This is a genomic window from Nocardiopsis sp. NPDC049922 (assembly GCF_040660275.1).
Classification (GTDB): Bacteria; Actinomycetota; Actinomycetes; order Streptosporangiales; family Streptosporangiaceae; genus Nocardiopsis.
In genome coordinates, this window is the sequence record NZ_JBFAME010000007.1 from 213,222 (window position 1) to 236,664 (window position 23,443).

The 23,443-nt window shown below is 73.8% G+C and carries 22 protein-coding genes; 11 read left to right on the forward strand and 11 right to left on the reverse strand.

Translation table 11 applies throughout. The features are described 5' to 3' along the window. Nucleotides 1–24 precede the first annotated feature (24 nt). The 7 genes from AB0I72_RS15560 to AB0I72_RS15590 all read left to right on the forward strand — a co-directional run bounded on the left by AB0I72_RS15560 (nt 25) and on the right by AB0I72_RS15590 (nt 5,790). Nucleotides 25–1,236, forward strand: coding sequence for a helix-turn-helix transcriptional regulator (locus AB0I72_RS15560; protein ID WP_358568181.1), 1,212 nt, complete (start codon nt 25–27; stop codon nt 1,234–1,236). Nucleotides 1,237–1,405: 169 nt separating this feature from the next. Next, nucleotides 1,406–1,552 carry a hypothetical protein gene (locus tag AB0I72_RS15565; protein WP_358568184.1) on the forward strand — a complete coding sequence of 49 codons (147 nt, stop codon included), beginning with the start codon at nt 1,406–1,408 and terminating at the stop codon, nt 1,550–1,552. A gap of 71 nt (nt 1,553–1,623) precedes the next feature. Further along, nucleotides 1,624–3,435 (forward strand): albusnodin/ikarugamycin family macrolactam cyclase, encoded by a 1,812-nt coding sequence (locus AB0I72_RS15570; protein ID WP_358568187.1) that lies wholly within the window; start codon nt 1,624–1,626, stop codon nt 3,433–3,435. Then, nucleotides 3,432–3,707 (forward strand): PqqD family protein, encoded by a 276-nt coding sequence (locus AB0I72_RS15575; protein WP_358568190.1) that lies wholly within the window; start codon nt 3,432–3,434, stop codon nt 3,705–3,707. The genes AB0I72_RS15570 and AB0I72_RS15575 overlap by 4 nt, the downstream gene beginning before the upstream one ends. Then, a complete protein-coding gene (locus AB0I72_RS15580; protein WP_358568193.1) occupies nt 3,704–4,132 on the forward strand; it encodes a lasso peptide biosynthesis B2 protein in 429 nt (142 codons plus the stop codon). Before AB0I72_RS15575 ends, AB0I72_RS15580 begins: the two co-directional genes overlap by 4 nt. Before the next feature lie 23 nt (nt 4,133–4,155). Continuing rightward, a complete protein-coding gene (locus tag AB0I72_RS15585) occupies nt 4,156–5,229 on the forward strand; it encodes a methyltransferase domain-containing protein (protein WP_358568196.1) in 1,074 nt (357 codons plus the stop codon). Between the two features lie 240 nt (nt 5,230–5,469). Beyond that, nucleotides 5,470–5,790: a MazG nucleotide pyrophosphohydrolase domain-containing protein gene (locus AB0I72_RS15590; RefSeq protein ID WP_358568199.1), complete on the forward strand. Its 321-nt coding sequence runs from the start codon at nt 5,470–5,472 to the stop codon at nt 5,788–5,790. A gap of 58 nt (nt 5,791–5,848) precedes the next feature. Here AB0I72_RS15590 and AB0I72_RS15595 read toward each other — a convergent pair whose 3' ends face one another. Continuing rightward, a complete protein-coding gene (locus AB0I72_RS15595; RefSeq protein ID WP_358568202.1) occupies nt 5,849–6,640 on the reverse strand; it encodes an MBL fold metallo-hydrolase in 792 nt (263 codons plus the stop codon). 122 nt (nt 6,641–6,762) lie between these two features. Here AB0I72_RS15595 and AB0I72_RS15600 point away from each other — a divergent pair, with 122 nt between their 5' ends. Beyond that, nucleotides 6,763–7,362, forward strand: coding sequence for an ABATE domain-containing protein (locus tag AB0I72_RS15600; protein ID WP_358568205.1), 600 nt, complete (start codon nt 6,763–6,765; stop codon nt 7,360–7,362). Between the two features lie 30 nt (nt 7,363–7,392). Here the strand turns inward: AB0I72_RS15600 and AB0I72_RS15605 are convergent, their stop codons facing one another. Beyond that, on the reverse strand, nt 7,393–7,947 hold the full coding sequence (locus tag AB0I72_RS15605) for a winged helix-turn-helix domain-containing protein (protein ID WP_358568208.1): 555 nt from the start codon (nt 7,945–7,947) through the stop codon (nt 7,393–7,395). Nucleotides 7,948–8,035: 88 nt separating this feature from the next. On the opposite strand from AB0I72_RS15605, the gene AB0I72_RS15610 reads away from it, so the two are divergent. After that, complete coding sequence (locus tag AB0I72_RS15610; protein ID WP_358568210.1) at nt 8,036–9,295, forward strand: MFS transporter; 1,260 nt, start codon at nt 8,036–8,038, stop codon at nt 9,293–9,295. Between the two features lie 9 nt (nt 9,296–9,304). Here AB0I72_RS15610 and AB0I72_RS15615 read toward each other — a convergent pair whose 3' ends face one another. Genes AB0I72_RS15615 through AB0I72_RS15625 form a run of 3 tightly spaced genes read right to left on the reverse strand, consistent with a single transcriptional unit; the run spans nt 9,305 to nt 12,271 of the window. Next, on the reverse strand, nt 9,305–10,819 hold the full coding sequence (locus AB0I72_RS15615) for a hypothetical protein (RefSeq protein ID WP_358568212.1): 1,515 nt from the start codon (nt 10,817–10,819) through the stop codon (nt 9,305–9,307). Beyond that, a complete protein-coding gene (locus AB0I72_RS15620) occupies nt 10,816–11,676 on the reverse strand; it encodes an ABC transporter ATP-binding protein (protein ID WP_358568214.1) in 861 nt (286 codons plus the stop codon). Before AB0I72_RS15620 ends, AB0I72_RS15615 begins: the two co-directional genes overlap by 4 nt. Before the next feature lie 22 nt (nt 11,677–11,698). Continuing rightward, entirely contained in the window at nt 11,699–12,271 is a 573-nt protein-coding gene (locus tag AB0I72_RS15625) for a TetR family transcriptional regulator (RefSeq protein WP_358568216.1), read from the reverse strand. A gap of 382 nt (nt 12,272–12,653) precedes the next feature. On the opposite strand from AB0I72_RS15625, the gene AB0I72_RS15630 reads away from it, so the two are divergent. Further along, nucleotides 12,654–13,379 carry a response regulator transcription factor gene (locus AB0I72_RS15630; RefSeq protein WP_358568218.1) on the forward strand — a complete coding sequence of 242 codons (726 nt, stop codon included), beginning with the start codon at nt 12,654–12,656 and terminating at the stop codon, nt 13,377–13,379. Nucleotides 13,380–13,503: 124 nt separating this feature from the next. Here AB0I72_RS15630 and AB0I72_RS15635 read toward each other — a convergent pair whose 3' ends face one another. Continuing rightward, the gene (locus AB0I72_RS15635; protein ID WP_358568220.1) at nt 13,504–14,205 is read right to left on the reverse strand and encodes a class I SAM-dependent methyltransferase; all 702 of its coding nucleotides are present in this window, start codon (nt 14,203–14,205) and stop codon (nt 13,504–13,506) included. Between the two features lie 484 nt (nt 14,206–14,689). Here AB0I72_RS15635 and erm point away from each other — a divergent pair, with 484 nt between their 5' ends. Further along, the gene (erm, locus tag AB0I72_RS15640) at nt 14,690–15,490 is read left to right on the forward strand and encodes an ErmE/ErmH/ErmO/ErmR family 23S rRNA (adenine(2058)-N(6))-methyltransferase (protein ID WP_358568223.1); all 801 of its coding nucleotides are present in this window, start codon (nt 14,690–14,692) and stop codon (nt 15,488–15,490) included. Nucleotides 15,491–15,494: 4 nt separating this feature from the next. Here erm and AB0I72_RS15645 read toward each other — a convergent pair whose 3' ends face one another. From AB0I72_RS15645 to treY, 5 genes are all read right to left on the reverse strand, one after another. Beyond that, nucleotides 15,495–16,319: an alpha/beta fold hydrolase gene (locus tag AB0I72_RS15645; protein WP_358568225.1), complete on the reverse strand. Its 825-nt coding sequence runs from the start codon at nt 16,317–16,319 to the stop codon at nt 15,495–15,497. Between the two features lie 75 nt (nt 16,320–16,394). Continuing rightward, nucleotides 16,395–18,167: a malto-oligosyltrehalose trehalohydrolase gene (treZ, locus tag AB0I72_RS15650; RefSeq protein WP_358568227.1), complete on the reverse strand. Its 1,773-nt coding sequence runs from the start codon at nt 18,165–18,167 to the stop codon at nt 16,395–16,397. 30 nt (nt 18,168–18,197) lie between these two features. Next, nucleotides 18,198–19,112: a putative RNA methyltransferase gene (locus AB0I72_RS15655; protein ID WP_358568230.1), complete on the reverse strand. Its 915-nt coding sequence runs from the start codon at nt 19,110–19,112 to the stop codon at nt 18,198–18,200. 40 nt (nt 19,113–19,152) lie between these two features. Beyond that, nucleotides 19,153–20,745 carry a serine/threonine-protein kinase gene (locus AB0I72_RS15660; protein WP_358568233.1) on the reverse strand — a complete coding sequence of 531 codons (1,593 nt, stop codon included), beginning with the start codon at nt 20,743–20,745 and terminating at the stop codon, nt 19,153–19,155. Between the two features lie 148 nt (nt 20,746–20,893). After that, nucleotides 20,894–23,284 carry a malto-oligosyltrehalose synthase gene (gene treY / locus AB0I72_RS15665; RefSeq protein WP_358568236.1) on the reverse strand — a complete coding sequence of 797 codons (2,391 nt, stop codon included), beginning with the start codon at nt 23,282–23,284 and terminating at the stop codon, nt 20,894–20,896. Nucleotides 23,285–23,443: the final 159 nt, after the last annotated feature.

Sequence of the window (23,443 nt, forward strand, 5' to 3'; positions counted from 1 at the left end):
CCCGTCACCCACGAGGTGGTGCCCGTGCCGGCCTCCCCCCACATCGGCCCCCAACTCGCCCGACGACGTCGTCTACGTGCCCTCACCCAGGAGGAACTCGCCGCCGCGGCGGGGGTGAGCGTGGACGTGGTGCGCCGCCTGGAGCAGGGCAAGCGCACCGGAGCCCGCCTGGCTACGCTCGACGCACTCGCCGACGCCCTGGGATGCGCCACCGCTGGCCTCCTGACTGCTGACCCCGAACCCGTCGAAACCGCTCCGGGATTGGACGTGGACGGCATCCGTCACGCCCTCACCGGCCCCGACGCACTGGACCTGATCGACACCATCGACGCCGCCGAACCCGACCCGCCGAGTGTGGTCGAGATGCGCGCCGAAATGGGCAGGGTGTGGGCTCTGTACCAGGACGGTGCCTATGCGCAGGTGTCCATGCGGCTGCCCGAGGTCATCGCCCAAGCCCGCTACGCCGCCCGCGAATGGCAGGAGCAAGACCAGGTCGCGGCACACGGCATTCTGGCCACCGCTTACCAGGCCTCAGCCGGAGTGGCCATCACCCTGGGTCACAAGGACCTGGCGTTCCTGGCGGTCGACCGGGCTCTGGCCGCCGCCCGCGCCAGCGGATCACAACTGCACCACGCGGCGGCCGCGAACTTCCTGTCCTGGATCTACCGACGCCAAGGCCGCCTGAGCCAGGCGGAACAGATCGCCACCCGTGCGGCCGAAGCCTGCGAACCGTCCTGGATGAGTGCCACCCCGGAGCAGGTGGCGGTGTTCGGCGCGCTGGTGGTCAACGCCGCCGGAGCCGCAGCTCGTGCTGGGCACGCGCCGCGATGCTGGGATCTGACCTCCATCGCGCGTTCGGCGGCCGAACGTGTGGGGGGCGATCGCACCGATCGGTGGGCCGTGTTCGGCCCCGGTGTGGTGGCGATGACCGCGGTCAACGACGCCGTGGAACTGGGCGAGTTGGACCTGGCCCACCATCTCATCGACCGTGTACCCAGCAGCGGTCGAGCGCCGGCGTCCTGGCGGGCCCGGTACCTGCTCAACGCCGCCCACACCCGCACCGAGCTCCGACACGACCAGCAGGCAGCGACGGCTCTGCTGGGAGCCCACCGCATCGCGCCCGAGTGGGTGCGCTACCACCCCCAGGCCCACACCACGACACAGGCGTTGCTGGAACGCGGGAACGGCCGCCGTGTCCCGAACCTCGTGGACCTGGCCCAAGACTTGGGCCTGTGACCTGGCCGAACAGGTCAAGATGGGCCACTGTGGCCTACCTGCCCCGCTGTGGTCTCGGGATGGAGGCCGACACGTCCCTTCACCCTTAGCGGTCCCGGTCCTACCTTCGGTGCATACCAGGTCCGCTGACCGTGGCGGGCCGACACGACTCGAAGGGAAGGTGACGGCCATGGACAGCGCGTTCACCTACACGCCGCCCCGAGCCACCACGCTCGGCACCGTCCACGCCCACACCCTCGGAGACGTCCCCGAGGACAGTGAGGACAACGACCGCTACTTCACCGACGTCGGTGTCGGCGTCGACGACGACGAGTAAACCCCCGCTCCTGTGGCCGCCGCCCCTCACCCCCGCGGGGGGGTGGCGGCCACACCCCTGGGAAGGACCCCATGCGCTGGGCAGCCGGATACCACCGTCCCCGCCCCTCGGAGCTGACCCCCATCGGAGCCGATACCCTCACCGACCATCACAGTCCCGTGTGGACCATCGGCGCGCTCCACCACCGCACCACCCATTTCACGGTTACCGTCATCGGCGGCTGCGGTGCCACGACCGCCCAGCTCCACGACACCTGCCATGACGCCCTCCGAACCCGCGACTGGCACCAGCTCACCCACTGGCCGGGCTCCTACCTGAGCGTCCTGACCACGCCTGAGGAAACCGTGGTGGTCACCGACCTGGCAGGTGTGTGGCCCGTCTTCTACACCCACCACGACAACGGGTGGCTGTGGGCCACCCGCGCCCGCCCCCTCGCCCAGGCCACCGCGGCCCGCCTGGACACCGACGTGCTCGCCGCACGCCTGGCCGCGCCTCTGGTGGAGGAACTCCGCTCCACCCGAAGCCTGTGGCGCGGCATCCACCAAGTCCCACCGGGCCACGCCCTCATTCTCACCCACCAACGCGCCACCACCATTGACTACGAACCCCCCACCGGCCCCGACCCGGACGCCACACCCCACCGACTGCGTACCGCCCTGAGCACCGCTGTCCACCTGCGCGCCACCACCACGGAGCGGCTGAGCGCGGACCTGTCCGGTGGACTGGACTCGACCACCCTCACCCTGCTCGCCGCTCGCCGCCGGTCGGTGTACGCGCTCACCTACACCGCACCAGGTCTGGACAACCACGAAGATGTGCGTCATGCCCGAACAGCGGCGGCCACCACCAGCCGCATCACCCACCACCTCGTCCACGGTGACCCCGACACGTTGCCTTACAGCCATCTGGAACAGGCGGCCCCCACAGACGCTCCGGCCCCGGACCTGCGCGCCTTGGGACGCCACCGCGCCTACCTGTCACCCGCACGCGCTCATGGCAGCACCCTGCACCTGACCGGCAACGGCGGCGACACCGTCCTGTCCACCGGCCCCGCCTACCTCGCCGACCTGGCCGCCACGGGCCAACACCGCAGAGTCTGGGCCGAAACCCGAGCGCGGGCCCGCCTGTGGCGCCTCCCAGCACACCAGCTCCTGCGCGGCGTCTACCGACTCGCCCGCACCCGCTACCCCCACGCCCTGGACCAACTCGCCACCCACCTGGAACAGGGCACCCGTCCCCCACGCCTGGAGCGAGCCCTGGCGTGGACAGCCCCGACCGCCCTGGCAGCCTGGCTCACCCCCACCAGCCGCCGTGTCCTCGCCGAGCACGCCCACCACGCCGCACGCACAGCCGACGACGACCACCTGCCTGGGGCGTGGGCGGACTGGCGGGGCCTGCGCTACTACGCCGCCACACACACCACGTTCATCGATCTGATCGCCCACGACGTGGGGGTGCACATCAGCGCTCCCTTCCTGGACAACCAGGTGGTGCGTGCCACCTTGGCAGCACCGTCCTGGACCCGCGGCCACGTCCACCGATTCAAACCCCAACTCCACGCCGCCCTAGCCGACCTTCTCCCACCGGCCCTGTTGAAGCGGCGCACCAAGGACTCCTTCACCACCCATGCCTACGAGGGACTGCGCCGCCACGCTCCCGCCATCCGCACCCTGCTGGAGGACGCCCACCTGGCCGACGTCGGGATCGTGGACCCCGCGCCGGCGCTGGCCGCGTTGAACCGAGCGGTCGATGGGCGCGCCGCTCCTCTGAGCGCGCTCGCCCACCTGGTCACGGCCGAGCTGTGGGTTCGCACCCTGGCCGAGGCACCGGCCTGGTGGACCACCACCCCCACACCCACAGGATCCAGGGAGGTGTACCGATGAACGGTCTTCGTGCCACCCGATGGGCGGCCCCAGCGATCGACCCCCATGGACGCGGCGCGCTCATCTTGAACCTGCGCACCGGAACCTGGGTGCACCTGAACCCGACCGCCACCGCGTACTGGCAGAGCACCGTCGAAGAGCGGCACGCTCATCACCACACCGTCACCGCACTGGCCGCACACTTCGACGTCACCGAGAAGGAACTCGCACGAGACCTGGACGAACTCATCCAGGACCTGCGCGCACAGCGCCTGGTGGAGGTGATCACATGAGCAGCCCCATGGCACTGCCCTCCAGCAACCACCCCGAAGTGACGACACTCTGGAAAATCCTCGGCGTGGTCGCCTTCATCGGCGCGATCACCCTGCTCCGCATACCCTTGCGGGCTACGATCGCCACCATCGGCATCCTCCATCGACTCCCGCTGGCCGACTCCACAGCGGCCACCCCGGCGGTGGGCCGTTTGGCGGGCGGCTGCCTGTGGGCGAGCACCTACTGGCCCGGGCGGGCCGCGTGCCTGGAACTGTCCCTGGCCACGGTCATCGCCGCCGCGCTCACCAGCCGTCGCCTGCACTGGTGTCTGGGAGCCAGGTTCGACCCACCCGCCACCCACGCCTGGGCGCAAACAGTGGACGGCACCCCCGTGGGTGAACCCGCCGATCTGGGGTGGCCCTGGACCACGGCACTGCGCGTCTGACCACACGAGACCCGAGGAATTCCATGACCGACACCGTTACCCCACCCGCCATCACCTCGGCGATGGCACGGGTTGACGAAACCCACTACCGCGGTGAGAACAGGAGAGCGGTACGCCAGACCACCCCGGTCTCGGTGATCGAACGCCATCTGCCCCTGTTGGACATCGAGCCGGGGATGCGGATCCTGGAGGTCGGCACCGGCTCGGGGTACTCCACCGCCGTCCTCGCCGAGCTCACCGGACCCGAGGGGCGTGTGGTGTCGGTGGACGTGGAACCCGACCTGATCACCCGCGCCGAGCGGCTCCACCGTGACGCCGGGTACACCACCATCACCTCCCTGGCCGGTGACGGCTACCGAGGTGCTCCCGGACACGGTCCGTTCGACCGCCTCATCGCCTGGACCACCCCGCCCCATCTGCCCACCGCCTGGGCCGAACACGTGTGCCCTGGTGGGCTGATCGTGGCACCCCTGGTCTGCGCGCCGATCGCCTACTCCACCGCCATGGCCCGCATCACCGTCGATGACAGCCACACCCCCGGGTCCATCAGCCTGCACCGGGGCCAGTACGTGCCCATGACCACCCCCACCCTGGACCGGACCCGCTACGCCACCGTCTCCCGCGTCTTGGACGGGGAACGCAGCCCCTCCTACGTTTCCGCCCCCTGGATCACCGCCACCGGCGACCAGGACCTGGCCGAGACGGTGTTCGCCCGGATGCTGGCCACCGACCACACCGCGCCACTGGAGGTCGGCTGGCCCGAGATCGAGCACTTCAAACTCTGGACCATCGCCCGCGACCCGTCCGGGCTGACGATGGCCCACCGCAGCGGGGAGACCATGGTCGGCGTCACCACACCCGACCACGCCGGGTTCGTCGCCCTGTTCCCCGAGCCACGGCTGGTGGCCGACGCACCCGACTCACCCGCTTTGGGACAGGTGTGCGACCTCCTCCAGGAGTGGAAGGACCTCGGACGGCCCCGCGTCGACGACCTCACGGCCCGCGCCGTGCCCGTCGACCAGGGGTGGGCACTGACGTTGGAATCCGGTACCCCGGCCGACCGCAGTCGACCTCCAGTTCCGCGCGACCTTCCGTGAAGTGGGCCCACGACCCACACCGAGGATGCGACTCGCCTCGGCGGCCTGGGCGCCGTCGAAAACGATGAGCCGACCGTCGAAGAGCCCGGGGAACCGGGGCGCGCCCGCGAACAGGAGGGTGAGTGCGGTCGTGCGCTCCGGTCTGGATCACACCTCGACCGCGCACTGACCCATTCCTCCGCCCCCACCTGCGCCCCGCTGATAGCCTCCGTGCTCTCGCACCCCGAGAAGGGACAACGCATGGAGCCACTGCCCGAGCGCCCGCTCACCCTGGCCGAGATCCAGGAGTACGTGGCGAAGATGGAGGTCGAGCGGGGGTTCTCCGACAGCACCCTGGTCGAGCAGGTTCTCAAGCTGGCGGAGGAGACCGGGGAGGTGTGCAAGGCGGTGCGCAAGCGTGCCTCGCTCAAAGTGGACCCGAACAGCGCGGTCGGTGGCCTCGGCGAGGAGCTGGCGGACGTGCTCATCTACCTCGCGGCGCTCGCGAACCGTGAGGGCATCGATCTGAGCCAGGCGCTGCGGGACAAGGAGCTGGTCAACACCACACGCACGTGGAATTGACCTCCTGTCACTGGCCAGTACGACCTGACCGCTGTCAAGCGCGACAAGGGCGTCGGGGTCAGCCGCGGCCGCCCCAGTCCAGTCGGTCGGCCAGCCCCGCCCTCTCGAAGGCGACCTCCAGTTCCGCACGGCCTTCCGTGAAGTGGGCCCAGCCCTCGTAGTGGACCGGCACCACGCGACGAGCGCCGAGGATGCGGCTCGCCTCGGCGGCCTGGGCGCTGTCGAGGACGAGGGGCTGTCCGTCGAAGAGCCCGGGGAACCGGGGCGCGCCCGCGAACAGGAGGGCGGTGTCGATCGGGGCGAAGCGTTCGGCGATCTCGCGGACCGGGCCGAGCGAGGCGTTGTCGCCGCTGACGTAGACGGTCGGCAGACCCTCGCCGGTCAGGACGAAGCCGACGACCTGCCCGGTGATCAGTTCGATCTCCTCGCGCGGAGCCGGGCCGTGCACGGCCGGGACGGCGGTCACGGTGACCGTGCCGCCCCCGGGGCGGTCCAGCTCGACCGCCTCCCAGTCCGCCAGTCCTTCGGCCTTCGCCCCGAGGCGCTGGCCGCCGCCGGGGGTGGTGAGGGTGAGCGGGACGTCGGCGAGCAGCGCGCGGCCGGAGTCGTCCAGGTTGTCGGCGTGCTCGTCGTGGGAGAGCAGGACCACGTCCACGCGGCCGAGGTCGGCGGGTGCGCCCGAGGCGGGCGCGGTCTTGGTGAGGGTCGGGCCGCCCGGCGTCGGGTAGTCGCCGGGGGCGTCGAAGGTCGGGTCGGTCAGGAAGCGCAGGCCGCCGTACTCGAAGAGGGCGGTCGGGCCGCCGAAGACGCGGACGGGAAAGGGGGCGTTCGCCGTGGCGGACGAGGGCATGGAGGAAGCTCCTCACGGATAGAGGTTTTGTTAACCGTGATGCGAGCGTAGACGATCCTCACGCTTGTCGGCAACATCAAACGTGAGGTTCACGCATGGCGGGACGTCGTACCATGACATCCATGGACGACCCCACCACCGCCGAGCCCGAGCTGCCGCCGGCGCCGGGCGAGGAGCGGTACTCCTCCCTCGCCCTCGTCAACAGCGTCATCGCGCTTCCGGGCGGGCGCTTCATCGACCTTCTGGGCACCGTCGCGGCGGCGAAGCAATGGATGGTCGAGCGTGACCTGGCCCCGGTGGACACCGACCTGCGGGAGATGTGCGCGTCCCAGCTGCGCTCGCTGCGCGAACAGATCAGGGCGCTGTTCGCCTCGCGCTCCGACGGGCTGCCCGCCCTGCCCGCCGCGTTGAGCGCCGTCAACGACGCGCTGACCCGTGTCCCCACCGCCCCGCTGCTGCTGTGGGACGACAGGACCGGCCCCTACCGCGCCACCACCCACCCCACCACCCAGATCCTCGACCACGCCCTCGCGACCCTCGCCGCCGACGCCGCCGCCCTGCTCACGAGCCCGGACGCGGAACGTCTCACCGCCTGCGGTTCGACCCCCTGCAACCGGTATCTGGTCCGGCACGGCCGCCGACACTGGTGCTCGACCCGCTGCGGCGACCGCGCCCGCGCGGCTCGCGCCTACGCCCGGCGCTCCGGGTCGGGGACGGAGTAGGACTCCGGCGGGAACGCGGCGGGGCGCGGGTCAGGACTCGGCGGGCCGGTGCAGAACGAACATTCCGCTGTACACGGGCTGGTCGCGGCGCTCGTCGTCGGTGGCGACGAACGCGTCCAGGACCGCGACGATGCGCCGGTCGAGTTCGGCGACGTCCTCGTCGGACAGGTGCAGGACGAACCGGGCGAACCCGCGCACCGACTCCGGTCCGGCCTCGCCCAGCTCCTCCTGGAAGGCCGCGAGGGGCGCCGCGGCGGGCACGCCGCCGGACTCGCCGTCGTCGAGCGAGAGCCACCAGGTCTCTCCCGTGGACCGGTAGGGCTTCTCCAGCGCGCCGCTGTCGCCGGTCCGGACGGGGGCGGCGGCGAGCAGGCCCGCGTCCACGAGCTGGCGGACGTGGTAGAGCACCGTGCCCGGGGTGGTGTCGAGCCGGTCGGCGAGCTCCTTGTTGGTTAGCTCGCGGTGCAGGCACAGCCGCAGGATCCGCACGCGCAGCGGGTGCGCGAGGGCCTTGGCCTCGCGGACGGTCGCCGGGCGCCGTCGGCGTCCCGGGACCGCGTCGTGCCCGTCCTCCAGCTCAGCCATGGCGACAGCCTAACGAACGCGGGCGAGACCGGGAACTCTTGCCGGGAAGTCGATTGAGTTTTCTCAATCGATCAGCCATTCTCGATTCATGTCCGATGACACCCCCCTTCGGCCGGACCCGGCCATCACGTCACGAACCCCGGGCGCGCGCTTCGGCCCCCTGCTGGCCTCGTCCGGGCTGTCCAACCTGGCGGACGGTGTGCTCAAGGTCGGCCTGCCGCTGGCCGCCCTGGCCTACACCGACGCACCCACCCTCGTCGCGGGCGTGACCCTCGCGCTGGGCCTGCCCTGGCTGCTGCTGGCCCTGCCCGCCGGAGCGCTCGCCGACCGCGTCGACCGGCGCGCGGCCATGCTCGGCGCCAACCTCGCGCGCGCGGCGCTCCTCGGCCTCCTGGCCGTGCTGCTGGCCCTGGACTCCGGATCGATCGCGGTGCTGTACGCGCTGGCGTTCTGCGTCGGCGCCGCCGAGACCGTGTACGACACCTCCGCGCAGTCGATCCTGCCCCAGGTGGTCCCCCGGACGCGGCTCTCCCGCGCCAACGGGCGGCTGCACGCGGTCGAGCTCACCGCGAACCAGTTCGTCGGCCCTCCGCTGGGCGGCCTGCTGGTGGCGCTGGGTGCGGCGTCGGCCTTCGCCGCCCCCGCGGGGCTGTGGCTGGCGGCCGTGGGCGCGCTGCTGCTCGTGCGCGGCCGGTTCCGGGTCGAACGGTCCACCCGCACGACCCTGCGGGCCGACATCGCCGAGGGGTTGCGCTTCCTGTGGCGGCACCGCCTGCTGCGCGTGTTCGCGGTCCTGGTGGGCGTGTCCAACCTGGCCACCAGCGCCTCGTTCGCGGTCTTCGTGCTGTTCGCGGTCGGCCCCGACTCCCCGATGGGCCTGACCGAGCCCGCCTACGGTCTGCTGCTGACCGCCACGGCGGCGGGGAGCCTCGTGGGCTCCCTGACGGCCGACCGCGTCGAGGGGCTCCTCGGCCGGGCCTGGGCGCTGCGCCTGTCGGTCGTGGGCTTCGGCGCACTCGTGGGCGTGCCCGCCCTGACCTCGGACCCGCTCCTGGTGGGCGCGGGGTTGTTCGTCGGGGGCGCGAGCATCGCCGTGTGGAACGTGGTGACCGTGTCGCTGCGCCAGCGCGTCACGCCGGACGGCCTGCTGGGCCGGGTCAACAGCGCCTACCGGCTGGTCGCATGGGGCACGATGCCCCTGGGCGCCGCCCTCGGCGGGCTGCTCGCCGAACTCGCGGGGCTGCGCGCGGTGTTCGCCGTCATGGCGCTGCTCATGGTCGCGCCGCTGGTGGCCCTGGTCCGCGTGGACGAGGCCGCCCTGTCCGGGGTCCGGCCGGATCAGGGCTGAGCGCGGACGTCAGCCGTCGACCGTCGCGCGCGCCCACCGCCACGCGCCCACGACCGACAGCACGCCCGCCGCGGTCGCGCACAGCCCGGCGGGCACGACCGGCGCCAGACCGTAGGCGGGCAGGGCCGCCAGAGGCCAGGTCACCGGCAGCGGCAGCAGGAACCACGCCCAGGGGGAGGGAAGGACCCACAGCGCCACGGGCGCCAGGACGAAGAGCACGCCCGCACCCTTGAGCACGACCAGGGCGCGCACCCGGTCCCGTGCGGTCGCCGCCACCGCCAGCGCGAGGGCGGCGGCCAGGAGTGCGGCGGCCGGAACCGCGCCGACCACCGACCGCGCACCGCCGTCGACCAGTCCGCTCAGCGGCAGCGCGACCGCGAGCTGCACCGCCGTGAGCCCGGCGGCGGCCACGGCGCGATAGGCGAGGTAGGCGCCCGTCCCCAGCGGGGAGGCCGCCCACAGGGCGAGTGTGCCCCGTTCCCGGTCCTCCACCGCCCGCAACGCCACCACCGACCCGGCCGTCATCGGCACGTGCAGCAGGACCAGGGCCGCCAGGAGCACCGGCCGCCACGCCGCCACGTCGACACCGGCCAACAGCGGAGTGTCCGACGCCAACGGCAGGCCCGCGCGCAGGCCCAGGGCCACCACGGTCGGCCCGGCCAGCAGCGCCCAGACCATGCCGTCGGCGGCCGCGCCCCGCAGGTCCACCCACGCGAGCACCCGCGCGGGGCGTCCCGCCGCACGGGGACCACGGCCGCGGCGCGCACCCCTCCTGGCACGGGCCCACGGCGGCCGGGCTCCCTCGACCGTGCGCGCCCGTGCCAGCGCCCAGCGCGCCACCAGGCAGGACCCGACGGCCGCGCCGACGGCGACCGCCGCCAGCGCCAGGACCGCCGTCCCCGACAGGTGCACGGATGCGGGGTCCAGCCCCCAGCGCACCACCGTGTGGGCGGCCGTGGTCGGCACGGCGTACAGGAGCGGATGGTCGGCCACGCCCGCCGCCACCACCAGCGGCGGCGCCAGGAGCGGCCCCAGGCACAGGGGCACGGCGACCATCAGGTCGGCGAGGTCCCGCGCCGACGCGCACGCGGCCACCGACACCGCGCACAGCACCGCGGCGAGCAGGGCCGTGCCCGCGACCGCCACGACGGCGCCGGCGAGGCCGCCGACGGGACGCGCGGCGGCCGTGATCGGCACCGCCGCCACCGCTCCGAGCACGGTGAACGTCACCAGCCGTGCGGTCAGGTACTCCCCCGCGCCCAGCGGGCTCACCGCCAGCGCCGCCCACGCCCCGCTGGTGCGCTCGCCGAGCATGAGGACGGCGACGAACAGCACACCGAACCCGGCGGTGTCCAGGAACAGCAGCAGCCCCGCGACCGTGCGGGCCGATCCCGAGGGGAGCGCGAGCACGACGGCGGCCCACACCAGCGCCAGGGCCACGGCCGCGACCACCGTGCCCTGCCTGGTGTGGGTGCGCGCCTCCAGGGACAGCGCGGCCCGGGGCCGCCGGAGCGTGGCACTCACGCCTGGCGCCCCATCCGTCGGCCGGTGACGCGGGCGAAGACGTCGTCGAGGGCGGCCTCCCGGCTGTGCACGGTCTCCACGTGCGCCCCGGCGATGCCGAGCGGCTCCGCCAGGCCGTCCAGCGGGAGTTCCCTGCGCTCCAGCCGCCCGTTCCTGCGGAACTCCACGACGACGTCCGGGCTCCCGTGGGCGAGCCGCAGGCGCCGGGGGCTGTCCACGGCCGCGATGCGTCCGTCGACGACGAAGGCGATCCGGTCGCAGACGCGTTCGGCGGTGAGCATGTCGTGGGTGGTGACGAAGACCGTGGTCCCCTGGCGGGCCCGGTCCCTGAGCACCTCCCGGACGCGTTCGGCCCGGACCGGGTCCAGGCCGCTGGTGGGTTCGTCCACCAGGAGCAGTTCGGGGCGGTTGACCAGCGCCCGGGCCAGGTTGAGACGGACGAGCATGCCCTTGGAGAACTCGGCGGTCCCGCGGTCGGCGGCCCCGGCCAGGTCCAGCAGCTCCAGGAGTTCCCCGGGGTCCTCCGTCGGGCCGCGGTACAGGGCGGCGAAGACGGCGAGGTCCTCCCGGGCGGTCAGGGCGGGAAGGCGTGCGGGGAGTTCGAAGGCGACACCGATCCGCTCGAAGAAGTCCCGGTCACGGCCCCGGCCCACGGGGGCGTCGAGCACGCTGACGGTTCCCCCGAACCGGCGGATCCGCCGGGTGAGGACCCGGTGGACGGTGGACTTCCCGGCTCCGGAGGGTCCGAGGAAGCCGAAGACCTCGCCCCGTTCGACGGTGAAGTCCATGCCGTCCACGGCGGGGACGGGCGCCCCGCGGTAGCGGACGGTGAGGCCGCGCACGTGGATCGCGCTCACGGCTGCCGCCTTTCTGCCCCGGTCAGGGCGTGGGAGGGCGCAGGGCCGCGAGGGCTTCGTCGACCATGCTCGGGAGGGCTTCGGTGGGGCCGTCCTCGGCCCAGGCGGTGACCGTGGTGGTGAGCACGGCCGTGCAGGCGGCCGCGATGGCGCGGGTCGCCAGGGGGATCGGGCCGGGCGTCGACCCGTGCAGGACCTCCTCCAGGAGCCGTTGGGTGGCGACCTGGTTCTCCCAGACGCGGGCGCGCAGGCTCGGCGCCGAGAGCATCAGGCGCGTGCGGTCGCGGGCGGCCGCCAGAGCCGCCGCGTCGAGGTGGGTGAAGGCCTCGGCGATGCCCAGGCGGACGCGTTCGACCGGATCCTGCTCGGTCCTGGCCGAGACGTACCGCGCGATCAGCGGGTCGTAGTCGTCGCGCAGGACGACGTCCTCCTTGGTGGGGAAGTACCGGAAGAACGTCGTGTGGGAGACGCCCGCGGCGGCCGCGATGCGCTCCACGGTGACCTGGTCGTAGCCGTACCTGGCGAACAGGTCCAGGGCGCTCTCCTGGATCCTCGCGCGGGTCCGCGCCCGTTTGTCCGCCCGCCAGTCCGACATCCGGCCCCCAAAATGTTAGCGACTAACATGTTAGTCGCTAACATCCTGGATGGGCAAGGACGGAATCGGGACGCGGCGACCGCGACCTCCGTAGAGAACAGCACTTTCGGTCAGCGCCAAAACGGGCATCGTAGCTATCCCTCACGAAGAGGAATGCGGTGTCCAAGCGCGCGAATCCCCCTCCTTGTGCCCGTTTCCTGATGACTTGCCCGGGGTACCGCCAGGTAGCTTCGCTCGATTCCGCCGTAGACCGCGAGAAGCCTGCCTAGAGTGGAAACTCCCCTCCTGGGGCGGTGTAGTCACCACCGCCGGGCCACACCGGACACAGGCGGGGGACGTGGAACCTCTCCCAGGTCTGTCATGCGCGAGAAAGGCCGCCGACGTGAGTCCGCACCCCCCGAGCCCCCCACCGCCGACCCGGGCCGCGGAGGAACCCCTCGCTCCGTCCGCACCCATCCGCGTCCTCGTCGTGGACGACCACGCCCTGTTCCGGCGGGGCCTGGTATCGGTCCTGGACGTGGAGACGGACATCGACGTGGTCAGCGAGGCCGGGGACGGCGAGGAGGCGATGCACCTGGCCGCACAGCACCACCCCGACGTCATCCTCATGGACGTGCGCATGCCCCAGGTCGGCGGCATCGACGCCTGCTCGCGCATCCGTGAGGCACTGCCGCGGGTCAAGTTCATCATGCTGACCATGAGCGACGAGGAGGTCGACCTCTTCGACGCGCTCAAGGCGGGCGCCACGGGATACCTGCTCAAGGAGATCGGGGTCACCGACATCGCGGGCGCCGTCCGCGCCATCGCCGCGGGCCGGTCCTTCGTGAACCCGGTGATGGCCACCAAGCTCATCGGGGAGTTCGCCGAGCTGGCCAAACAGGAGAGCGCCCCGCGCGGCGCCCCTCCCCTGCCGCAGCTGACGCCGCGGGAGACCGAGGTGCTCAAGCTGCTGGCGCGCTCGCTCAACAACCGGGAGATCGGCGCACGTCTGTTCATCACCGAGAACACCGTGAAGAACCACGTGCGCAACATCCTGGAGAAGCTCCAGGTGCACTCGCGCACCGAGGCCGCGATCTACGCCGTGCGCGCCGAGTACGTCCAGAACTGAGCGCCCGCACCGCACGGAGCCCGAACGACACGGCCTCCCTCACCCGCTGCCGGGGCGGGCCGAACACGGGGGGACGCCGACCCCGCCCGGTACGTCGACCGGCCGACCGCCCCCGAGCCCGGGTTCACGCGGGCTTGGTCCAGACCATGGCCGCCGAGATCGGGTGACCGTAGAACCGTTTCCATTTCGGCTTGGCCGTCACCCAGGCGTCGTCCACGGTCGCCTCGGCCAGTTCCGCCAGGGTCCACCCGGCGGCCATGGCCGCGCGCGTGTGGTCGCTGAGCAGGTGCAGGTGGGTGCTGATCGCCACGTCCTCACCGGCGGCGTCGGTGAAGTGGGTGGGCATGCCCGAGACCATGATGAACTGCGGGTGGTAGGCGACCAGCACCAGGGAGCCGCCGGGCGCGGCCAGCCGCCAGGCCTCGGCGTAGTAGGGGGCGAGGTCGGGCAGGTGCTCGTCGATGAGTGAGGAGATCACCAGGTCGTAGCCGCCGCCCGGCAGACCGGTGTCGCGCACGTCCCCCTGGGCGAGGGTGGTGTGCGCGCCGCGCTGGCGGGCCAGGCTCAGCATCCCCTCGCTGAGGTCGACGCCGTCCACGTGCGGCACGCCTCTCTCACGCAGCCACGCCCCGGTGCGGCCCGTTCCGCAGCCCAGGTCGGCGGCGCGGGCCACGCCGGACCAGTCGGGACGGGTGAGCCCGTCGAGGAGGGCCAGGTCCATGGCGTCCAGGACGGAGTCCTCGTAGGTGCTCGACCAGCCGTCGTAGCCGGAGGCCACGTCGACCGTGCGGTAGTGGCGGGTGTCGAAGTCCGCGAAGTTCGGCATGTCGCGAGTATGTCGCGGCCGGGAAGGAGCCCGCCACCGCATTTCCGGGCCTGTGGAAAACCCGTTGCCCCCGTGGGCGGCGTCCTCCTACGGTGGGCGCATGGCCAGCTTCCACGCGCTCGTGAACCAGGTCCCGTCCTGGTCCGCGAACGCCCACGATCTCGTCGTCCGGCCCCGGTCCGGGTCCCTGGACCGCTAGACGACGCCCGCGAGCCCCCGAACCCGTGTGTTCGGAGCGGCTCCGTCCGAGGGTGACCGCCCGCGACCCCGCCCCGGCGCCGACGTGCCCGCACGTCCGCGCGCCGCCGTGTCCGGGTGTCGGGCTCCCCTGTCATGCGCGTGTGCCGGTCCAGGTCCAGTCCCGTCCCCGAACCGCCTCGGACGGGCCGCCCGGACCCCGTTTCCCCTCGCGTGCGCGCCTCGCCGCGCCCGTCCGTGCCGCCCGTCCACGTCCGCCACGCGTGTGGCTGGATCGGACCCTTCCATGGCACGTACGACACGTCCGCGTCCCGGCGGCGCCGGTGACCGCCGCCGACGCTTCTCCCAGAACTTCCTCGCCGACCCCGGCGCCGCCCGGCACGTGGTCCGCGTCTCCGGGGTGACCGCCGACGACCTGGTGGTCGAGGTGGGTCCCGGCGACGGCGCCCTCACCCGCCTCCTCGCCCCGGCGGCGCGGCGGGTGATCGCCTACGAGATCGACCGCCGCCTGGCCGAGCGCCTCACCGCCCGCTACCGCGACCCCGACCGGGGCGTGCGGGTGGTGTGCGCGGACTTCACGCGCGCCCGAGCGCCGCGCGGACCGTTCACCGTGGTCGGCAACATCCCCTACGCGCGCACCGCCGACATCGTCCGCTGGTGCCTGGACGCGCCGGGCCTGACCTCGGCCACGCTGGTCACCCAGCTGGAGTACGCGCGCAAGCGCACCGGCGCCTACGGACGGTGGACCCGGTTGACGGTGCTGACCTGGCCGGAGTGGTCGTGGTCGCTGGCCGGGCGGATCGATCGGAACCGGTTCCGTCCGGTCCCCCGGGTGGACTCCGGGGTGCTGGTGCTCCGGCGCAGGCCCGAGCCGCTGCTGCCCCGGAAGCGGATGGGCGCCTACCGCCGCACGGTCGAGCTGGGGTTCGGCGGCGTGGGCGGATCGTTGGCGGCCTCGCTGCGCCGCGCCCACCCCGCGCGGCGGGTGGACGCGGCGCTGCGCGTGGCCGGGGTCGCCCCGGGAACGCCCGTCGGCCTGGTGGCGCCCGACCAGTGGCTGGCGCTCTTCGGCGCGCTGGACGGGTAGTCGCTCAGGCGAGGAAGTCCAGGAGGGCGGCGGTCAGTTCGGCCGGTGCGTCCTCCTGGACCAGGTGCCCGGCGCCCGTCAGGGGGTGCAGCCGGGCCCCGGGGACGGCGGCGGCCAGCCGTTCACCGCGTTCGAGGGGCAGCCAGGTGTCCTCGCGGCCCCACACGACGAGCACCGGGAGGTCGAGGTCGGCGTAGGCGTCCTCGACCTCCGCGGTGTGGCGCTCGTCGGCCTGGGCGATCTGGCGGTAGAAGGCGGGCTGTCCGTCGGCGCCGAGCCAGGGCCGGGTGAGGGCGTCGAGGACCTCGGCGCGTGGCTCGTGGTGCGCCGCCGTGGCGATGTAGGCGCGGACCAGGGCCTCGTGCAGGTGGGGCGGGAGGGCGGCGAACACGTCGGCTTGGGCGTTGACCAGGCGGAAGAAGTCGCTGCCCCAGGGGCGCACGCTCACCGCGTCGACCAGGGCGAGGCGGTCGTAGGCCACTCCGTCGAGCAGGGCGGTGCGCAGGGCCACGGCGCCGCCGAAGTCGTGGGCGACCACCCGGGGCCGGTCCAGGCCCCAGTGGTCGAGCAGGGCGGTGAACGCCCGCTGCTGCGCGGCCAGGGACACGTCCTGGCCGTCGAACTTCGCCGACGCCCCGTACCCGGGCATGTCCCACGCGTACACGGTGTGGTGCGGCGCGAGCGCGCGGGCCACGTGCCGCCACACGTACGACGAGAACGGTGTGCCGTGCAGGAGGACGACGGGTTCGCCCTCGCCCAGCCTGGTCCAGCGCACCGTCCCGTTCGGTGCGTCGAACCGTTCGTCGAGGTGCCACGCGGTGTCGGCCACGGATGCCGCCCTCCGTCTCACACGGGACGGTGTCGTCCCGTCGGGTCATCGGTCGACCGGATCGTACCCGCCGTGTCAGACCCGGAGCACCGCGAAGGACTCCCCCGGCAGGGTCACCGTGGCCCCGGTCGTCCTCGGCTCGCCGGTGGCGAGCAGCGTCTCGCGCGGCGGCGCGTCCAGTTCGACGGGGGCGTCGGCGGCGGCGAGGTTGCACACCAGGCGCAGGACCCCGCGGACGAGGACGAGCTGGCGGCCGTCGGCGCTGGCCCGCACCTCGAAGCGGTCCAGGCGGGGGTCGGCGAGGTCGGGCTCGGCGCGGCGCAGGGCGATGAGCGAGCGGTAGGCGTCCAGGACCCGGCGGTGGGGCTCCCGGTCCCGCTGGTCCCAGTCCAGGACGGCCGCGTCGCGGGTGGCCGGGTCCATCGGGTCGGGGATCCGCTCGGGCGCCCATCCCAGGGCGGCGAACTCGCGGCGCCGGCCCCGGCGGACCGCCTCGGCCAGCTCGGGGTCGTCGAAGGAGGCGAAGAACGGCCACGGGGTGGTGGCCGCCCACTCCTCGCCCATGAACACCATGGGGGTGTAGGGCGAGCACAGGACGAGCGCGGCCCCGCAGCACAGCAGCCCCGGTGACACGTACGAGCCCATGCGGTCGCCGCGCGCGCGGTTGCCGATCTGGTCGTGGGTGCTCAGGTAGGCGAGGAAGCGGCTGCCGGGCACGCGCGCGGTGTCGACCGGCGCGCCGTGCGTGCGGCGGCGGAAGGAGGAGTGGGTTCCCGCGTGCCAGAAGACGCGGCGCAGGACCGTGGGCAGCACGTCGGGACCGGCGAAGTCGGCGTAGTAGCCGTGGGTCTCCCCGGACAGGGCGGTGTGCAGGGCGTGGTGGAGGTCGTCGGACCACTGCGCGGTCAGCCCCAGGCCGCCCGCCTCCCGGGCCAGGACGGTGCGCGGGTCGTTGCGGTCGGACTCGGCGATCAGGGACAGCGGGCGGCCCAGGGCGGTGGCGAGCGCGTCGACCTCGGCGGACAGCTCGGCCAGCAGGTGGGTGGCGCGGTCGTCGCGCAGGGCGTGGACGGCGTCCAGCCGCAGCCCGTCGAGGTGGAAGTGGCGCAGCCAGTCGAGGCAGTTGTCGACGACCAGGCGGCGGACGGGGTCGGAGTCGGGCCCGTCGAGGTTGAGCGAGGGACCCCAGGCGGTCTCCCCGTCGAAGTAGGGGCCGAACCGGGGCAGGTAGGCGCCGGAGGGGCCGAGGTGGTTGTGCACGACGTCCAGGACGACGGCGAGGCCGCGCGCGTGGCAGGCGTCGACGAGGGTCTTGAGGGCGTCGGGGCCGCCGTAGGGGTGGTGGACGGCCGACCACAGCACCCCGTCGTAGCCCCAGCCGTGGGTGCCGTCGAAGGCGTTGACCGGCATGAGTTCGACGTGGGTCACGCCGAGGTCGACGAGGTGGTCGAGGCGGTCGACGGCGGCGGTGAGCGTGCCCTGGGGGGTGAAGGTGCCCGTGTGCAGTTCGTAGAGCACCGCCCCGGCCAGGGGGCGGCCGGTCCAGGCGGCGTCCGTCCAGGGGAAGGCGGCGTGGTCGTGGACGCGGCTGGGGGCGTGGACGCCCCCGGGCTGCCAGCGCGAGCGCGGGTCGGGCAGGACCTCGGGGGCGTCGTCGAGCAGGTAGCAGTAGTCGGTGCCGGGTCCGGCCCCGTCGACGTGGGCGGACCACCATCCGCTGGCGTCGCGGCGCATGAGGTGGTCGGTGCCGTCGGCGCGGAGGCGGACGCGGTCGGCGTGGGGCGCCCAGACGGCGAAGTCGCCGTGGACGCCGAGGCCTGGGCTGCTGGTGGTGTCCCGTTCGCTCACGCCGGGTGGCCTACCCGGCACCGGCCGTTCTCACCCCCGACCGGCGGTGTCGGGGTTCTCCCGGGGGCGGTAGACGTGGACGCGCACCAAGGCGGTGACGGTGGTCGGCTCGGGCAGGGCGTCGACGCGGGCGCGGAGGTCGTCGGGGGCGATGTGGCGGGCGCTGGGTCCCATGCCGACGACGGTGGTCACGTCGTCGTGGGTCAGGTCCATGGTGAAGCGGACCTCGCGTTCCCCGGCGGGCGCGAAGTGCCCGTGCAGGCCCTCGGCCAGGCGCTCGTCCTTGCGGGGGTCGACGTCGAGCAGGCCGAGCGGCGCGCGCAGTTCGGCGAGGTGGTCGGGGGCGGGGGTGACGACGACCAGGACGCCGTCGGGGCGCAGGACCCGGTGGAACTCGGCGGCGGCGCGCGGGGCGAACACGTTGAGCAGGGCGTCGACGGCGCCGGTGCGCAGCGGCAGGGCGCGCCAGGCGTCGGCGGTGACGGCGCCGCCGCGCGGGTGGGCGCGGGCGGCGCGGCGGGCGGCGAACTTGGAGACGTCGAGGGTGAGGCCGACGGCGTCGGGCAGTGCGGTCAGGACCTGGGTGAGGTAGTGGCCGGTGCCGCCGCCGACGTCGGCGACCAGGGGCGCGGGACGGTCGCCGAGTTCGCGGGCGAGGGTGTCGGCCAGGGCGAGGCCGATCGCGTCGTAGTGTCCGGCGTGCTGGAAGCGGAGCCGGTCGGCGACCATCTCCTTGCTGTCCCCGCTGCCGGGCGGGGTGGCGCCGGTGAGCAGGCTGGCGTAGCCCTCGCGGGCGACGTTGAAACAGTGTCCGGCGGCGCACTCCAGGCCGCGTGCGCCGGGCTCCAGGGCGGTGCCGCAGGTGGGGCAGGCCAGGGCTGTGGCGACGGCGTCGGGCATGCGCAGCCTGGGGCCGGTGTGGTGTGGGGTGTCGGTGGGCGCCATGATCGTCTCAGACTACCGATGGGTCCGCCTGGGACCGGGCTCACGCCGGTTCGAAGGAGGCGATCGCCTGGTCGCGCCAGTCGGCGCCCCGTCCCCACACGTCCTCGCTCGACGCCCACGCCACCGTGTAGTGCTCGCCCGGCGCGACGGCGATGTTCCGGCTCAGCAGGTGCCGTGCGCTCCCGTCCTGGTTCCAGGTGAACTCCCAGTCGGCCGCCGAGTGGAAGGAGGTCCGGGAGGTGACGTCCTCCAACCGGATCCGCGCGTAGCCGGGCAGCCGGTTCCCCTCCACGGAGGCGTTCTCCTGGTCGAGCACGTGCGCGTACTCGTCGTCGGTGGGATGGGGTGTCCGGTCGATCTGGAGGTAGGCGTCGTCGACGGGCGAGTCGTAGAAGACGCTGGCGCCGTCGGTCCGCCGGATCCAACCGTCGGGCACGAGGACGGCGAACCCCTCGGTGTCGTCGGTCCAGGTCATCCCTGGGACGGCGGGCTCGTCGCCGGTGTCCGCGACCTCCTCGGCGGACCCGCTTCCCTGCGTCTCCCCGTCGGCGGTGGACGCCTCCCCGGAAGGGGACGACGCCTGGTCGTCCCGCCCCGTCGCGGCGGGCCCGGCCCCGTCGTCCCCCCGGGGGACGAAGGCCACGGCCGCGACCACCAGGGCGGCGAGCCCCAGGGTGAGCACCACCGCGGGCCAGGACAGGCGTCGCTCCCGCGCGGGAGGGGTCGCGGTGGGAGCGGCGGGCTCCCCGGCGGGCACGGAGACCGTTCCCGTGGGGGAGGCGCCCGGGGCCGCCGGGGCGTCCGCCGCCGTGGCGTCCTCCTCCCGGGCGGCGGACTCCAGCAGGCGGCGGCAGGCGACGGCGTCCATCCGCCGTGCCGGGTCCTTGACCAGCAGGCCCCGGACGGCCTCGCCGAGCGCCCCGGGCAGGACGCGGGGAGGTTCGGCGGTGGTGACGGCGTGCAGGGTCGCGGGGATGCTCTCCCGGCGGAACGGCGAGACGCCCGTGGCCGCGTGGTGGAGGGTGGCGCCCAGGGACCACAGGTCACTGGCGGGACTGGCCGGGGCGGAGGCCAGGCGTTCGGGGGCCATGTAGGCGGGCGAGCCCAGCACACCGGCGGTCTGGGTGACGGCGGCGGTGTCGGAGATCGCGGCGATGCCGAAGTCGGTCAGCACCACGCGCCCGGTGTCGGTGACCATGACGTTCTCGGGCTTGACGTCGCGGTGCGTGATGCCCTGGGCGTGCGCGGCCCCCAGCGCGTCGAGCAGGTCCAGTCCCCACGCGGCCACCCGCCGGGCCGGTACCGGTCCCTCCCGTTCCACCAGGCGGTGCAGTGACTCGCCGGTGAGGAACTCCATGACGATCCAGGGGCGGCCGTCCTCCTCCAGGATGTCGTGCACGGTGACGATGCTGGGGTGCTGGCCCATCGCGATGGCCTGCGCCTCCCGGCGCGCGCGGGCCGCCCTGCGGGCGCGGTCGTCCTCGTCCAGTCCTGGCCCCAGCAGGATCTCCTTGACCGCGACGGTCCGGTTGAGTTCGGTGTCGCGCGCCCGCCAGACCCGCCCCATGCCCCCGCGGCCCACCTCGGCCATCAGCTCGTAGCGCTCGCGCAGCTGGGTGCGGGACTCGGTCACGGTGGCTCCTGTGTGGGGAGGGGAAGAAGGGCCCGAGGGGGAAGGTGCGCGAGGGCGGGGCGCCGGGGCCCAGTGTACGGAGATTCCCGCCGTGGCCGACCGGTCGGGGCGGTGGCCGGTGCGCCGTGGAGCGGCCGGGTCGGGGACCTCACGCGCGGACCAGGACCGCCACCGGGTAGTGGTCCAGCAGGTCGGCGAGGGGGGCGACGGTGTAGCCGTCCGCGCGCGTGGGCGCGAGCGCGCGGCCGGTGAGCCGGTCGGTCCACGTTCCGGGGCCCGACGGCAGCGGCAGCGCGGTGTCGCGCCATCCGCCCCGGGCGGCCAGGGTGAGCGGCAGGCGGGCGGCGACGGCGACGACGTCGGGGCGGTGGCCCCCGGCCGAGGTGCGGGCGAAGGCGAGCGCGTGGCGGGCGGCCGGGCCGGTGGCGGTCAGCGGGAGGTAGCCGCCGGGGCGCAGTTCGCGGCGCAGGCGCAGGCAGGTGCGCACGAGGTGGAACTTGGCCGCGCCGGTGTCGTCGACGGGTGGGCGCCAGCCGCGTTCGACCCGGTCGAGCAGGTCGGCGCGGGCGGCCCAGTCGACGGGTCGGCGGTTGTCGGGGTCGACCAGGGACAGGTCCCACAGCTCGGTGCCCTGGTAGACGTCGGGGACGCCGGGGCCCAGGAGTTGCAGGGTCTTCTGGCCGAGGGAGTTGCTCCATCCGGCGTCGCGGACGGCGTCGACCATCGCGGCCACCTCGGCGCTGAGCCCGGGGTCGCCCAGGACGCGGGCGGGCCAGGTGCGGACGTGTTCCTCGAAGTCGGGGTCGGGGTCGGTCCAGGAGGTGCCCAGGCGGGCCTCGCGGGCGGCCTTGAGCAGGTAGTCGGACAGGCGCTGTTCGTCGATCGGCCAGGCGCCGACGAGGGTCTGCCAGCCCAGGAGGTTGAGGGAGGGTTCGGGCAGGGCGCGGCGGTCGGTCCAGCGGCGGACGGCGGCGGTGACGTCGTCCGCGATCTCGGACAGGGCGGCCAGGCGGGCGCGCACGTCCTCCGAGCGCTTGGTGTCGTGGGTGGACAGGGTGGTCATGGTGTGCGGGCGGGCGGCCTGGCGGTGCGCGGCGCGGGCGTGGAACTCCTCGGGGGCCAGCGCGGCCCGGGCGGGGTCGCCGCCGACCTCGTTGGCCGCGACGAACCGGGTGCACCGGTACAGGGCGGTGTTCTCGACGCCCATCGCCATGACCATGCCGCTGGTCTGCTGGATGCGGCGGGCGGGTTCGCCCCGGGGGTCCTCGCGGACGCGGCGGTCGATGACGGCCAGGTCGAAGGCGAGGTCGGGGCGGCGGTCGGCGGCGCGGCGCACGGCCCCGGTCCAGGCGGTCCCGGCCTCGGGCAGGTAGGAGCGGTAGACGTCGAAGGAGCACAGGAGTTCGGCGATCGCCTCCTCGCGTTGGCGGACGGCCATGGCGGAGGGCCGGGGGGTGCTGGCGGGCGGTTGGGCGGGCAGGAGCGCGGCGATCCGGCGCACCTCGGCGCGCAGGAGGCGGGTGGCGGCCTGGTGGCGGGCGTGGGCGTCGGCGTGTTCGGTGTCCACGTCCACGCCATGGTCGACGGCCAGCGCGGTGAACTCCGGCAGGCCGTCGGGGTCGACGAAGACCCCGCACACCTCGCGCAGCGCGTCGTAGCCGGTGGTGCCGTCGACGGGCCAGGACTGGGGCAGGTCCTCGTCCGGGGCGAGGATCTTCTCGACCACGACCCACCCGTCGAAGCGCTCGGCGAGACGGCGCAGGTAGCCGCCGGGGTCGGTGAGGCCGTCGACGTGGTCCACCCGCAGCCCGTCCAGTTGGCCCAGGTCGGCCCAGCGCAGGATCTCGGCGTGGGTGGCGTCGAAGACCCCGGGTTCCTCGACGCGGACGGCGGCCAGGTCGCTGACGTCGAAGAAGCGGCGGTAGGTGAGCTCGGCGTCGCCGCGCCGCCAGGACACCAGCCGGTAGTGCTGGCGTTCGTGCACCTGGTCGGGGGTGTCGCCGGGGGTGTGGGTGCCGGGCGCGAGGGGGTAGCGCTTGTCGTGGTAGGCCAGGCAGCCGTCGGCGACGGCGAGTTCGTCCAGTGCGGCCCGGCCGCCGTCGCCGTCGTCGGCCAGGACGGGGACGAGCAGCGGCCCGGCGTCGAAGTCGACGTCGAAGCAGCGCGCGTAGACGGAGTCGCGGCCGTGCGCGAGCACGTCCCACCACCAGGCGTTGGCGGCCGGGTCGGCGACCGACATGTGGTTGGGGACGATGTCGACGACCACGCCCATGCCCAGGTCGTGCGCCTTGTCGACGAGGGCCTCGCGGGCGGCGTCGCCGCCCAGGGCCGGGGCGACCTGGGTGGGGTCGACGACGTCGTACCCGTGCTGGGAGCCGGGTGCGGCGGTGAGCAGCGGTGACAGGTAGACGGCGCCGACGCCCATTCGGCCGAGGTGGTCCAGCAGTGCCGTGGCGTCGGCGAGGGTGAACCCGGGGCGTAGCTGGAGGCGGTAGGTTGACGTCGGCGCGGCCGTGGCGGTCGTGTCGTGTGCGCTCATCACGCAGGACACCTGCCCAGGCGGCGCGCGTGTCATGCGCGGCGGGCGGGGCGCGCGATGAGCGCCATCCCACACGGAGCCGCGTTGGGCGTGCGCGCCCGGCGATGGCTAGACTCGTCGGCGACCTCCCACCACCAGCGAAGACGTGCCCGCGCCCGG

Coding starts and splice junctions, on each gene's coding strand:
- AB0I72_RS15565 (WP_358568184.1), top strand. CDS start 1,406: ATGGACAGCGCGTTCACCTACACGCCGCCCCGAGCCACCACGCTCGGC.
- AB0I72_RS15570 (WP_358568187.1), top strand. CDS start 1,624: ATGCGCTGGGCAGCCGGATACCACCGTCCCCGCCCCTCGGAGCTGACC.
- AB0I72_RS15575 (WP_358568190.1), top strand. CDS start 3,432: ATGAACGGTCTTCGTGCCACCCGATGGGCGGCCCCAGCGATCGACCCC.
- AB0I72_RS15580 (WP_358568193.1), top strand. CDS start 3,704: ATGAGCAGCCCCATGGCACTGCCCTCCAGCAACCACCCCGAAGTGACG.
- AB0I72_RS15585 (WP_358568196.1), top strand. CDS start 4,156: ATGACCGACACCGTTACCCCACCCGCCATCACCTCGGCGATGGCACGG.
- AB0I72_RS15590 (WP_358568199.1), top strand. CDS start 5,470: ATGGAGCCACTGCCCGAGCGCCCGCTCACCCTGGCCGAGATCCAGGAG.
- AB0I72_RS15595 (WP_358568202.1), bottom strand. CDS start 6,640: ATGCCCTCGTCCGCCACGGCGAACGCCCCCTTTCCCGTCCGCGTCTTC.
- AB0I72_RS15600 (WP_358568205.1), top strand. CDS start 6,763: ATGGACGACCCCACCACCGCCGAGCCCGAGCTGCCGCCGGCGCCGGGC.
- AB0I72_RS15605 (WP_358568208.1), bottom strand. CDS start 7,947: ATGGCTGAGCTGGAGGACGGGCACGACGCGGTCCCGGGACGCCGACGG.
- AB0I72_RS15610 (WP_358568210.1), top strand. CDS start 8,036: ATGTCCGATGACACCCCCCTTCGGCCGGACCCGGCCATCACGTCACGA.
- AB0I72_RS15625 (WP_358568216.1), bottom strand. CDS start 12,271: ATGTCGGACTGGCGGGCGGACAAACGGGCGCGGACCCGCGCGAGGATC.
- AB0I72_RS15635 (WP_358568220.1), bottom strand. CDS start 14,205: ATGCCGAACTTCGCGGACTTCGACACCCGCCACTACCGCACGGTCGAC.
- erm (WP_358568223.1), top strand. CDS start 14,690: ATGGCACGTACGACACGTCCGCGTCCCGGCGGCGCCGGTGACCGCCGC.
- AB0I72_RS15655 (WP_358568230.1), bottom strand. CDS start 19,112: ATGGCGCCCACCGACACCCCACACCACACCGGCCCCAGGCTGCGCATG.
- treY (WP_358568236.1), bottom strand. CDS start 23,284: ATGAGCGCACACGACACGACCGCCACGGCCGCGCCGACGTCAACCTAC.